The sequence below is a fragment of the Flavobacterium sp. NRK F10 genome (genome assembly GCF_024054235.1).
In the GTDB taxonomy this organism is placed as follows: domain Bacteria; phylum Bacteroidota; class Bacteroidia; order Flavobacteriales; family Flavobacteriaceae; genus Flavobacterium; species Flavobacterium sediminis.
In genome coordinates this window covers 1-425 of sequence record NZ_JAMXLC010000020.1, presented here as the reverse complement: position 1 = coordinate 425, position 425 = coordinate 1, and the positions used below count along the sequence as shown (strand labels likewise).

Sequence of the window (425 nt, the reverse complement as noted above, 5' to 3'; positions counted from 1 at the left end):
TAATATTTTAATAATTTCAATTTTAATTTCAATTTCAACATCTATAGTGAGTCTGTTGTTGAAATTTAACAAACAAAAAAAATTAGATGTAATAGCTTTGATAACATTAATTGCTTCTATTATATTGTTTTATTTATGGATTTTCTAATAAAAGTAAGTTTTTGAAAAAATAAGTTTAGTATTTCATTGAGTAAAGGAAAATATTTAGAGTTTCACGACTTAGACAGCATTGTAACCATTGGTTCCGTACGATTTAATGTGTACAAGAATCAAATAGTTGGTCATATTGTTCAAGATACTCTTAACCCTGATGCGCAACCTATAGGAGATGTAACCGGGAGATGGATGTCACCAGACCCTTTGAGCGAGGAGTTTCCGGAATGGTCTCCTTATACAATGTCATTTGATGATCCGATTAAATTTGT

1 pseudogene is annotated in these 425 nt (G+C 29.6%); it reads left to right on the top strand.

Going from position 1 to position 425, the window contains the following annotated elements:
- Positions 1-186: 186 nt before the first annotated feature.
- Positions 187-425, top strand: a pseudogene (locus NHF50_RS15655) (cell well associated RhsD protein); the annotation flags it as partial.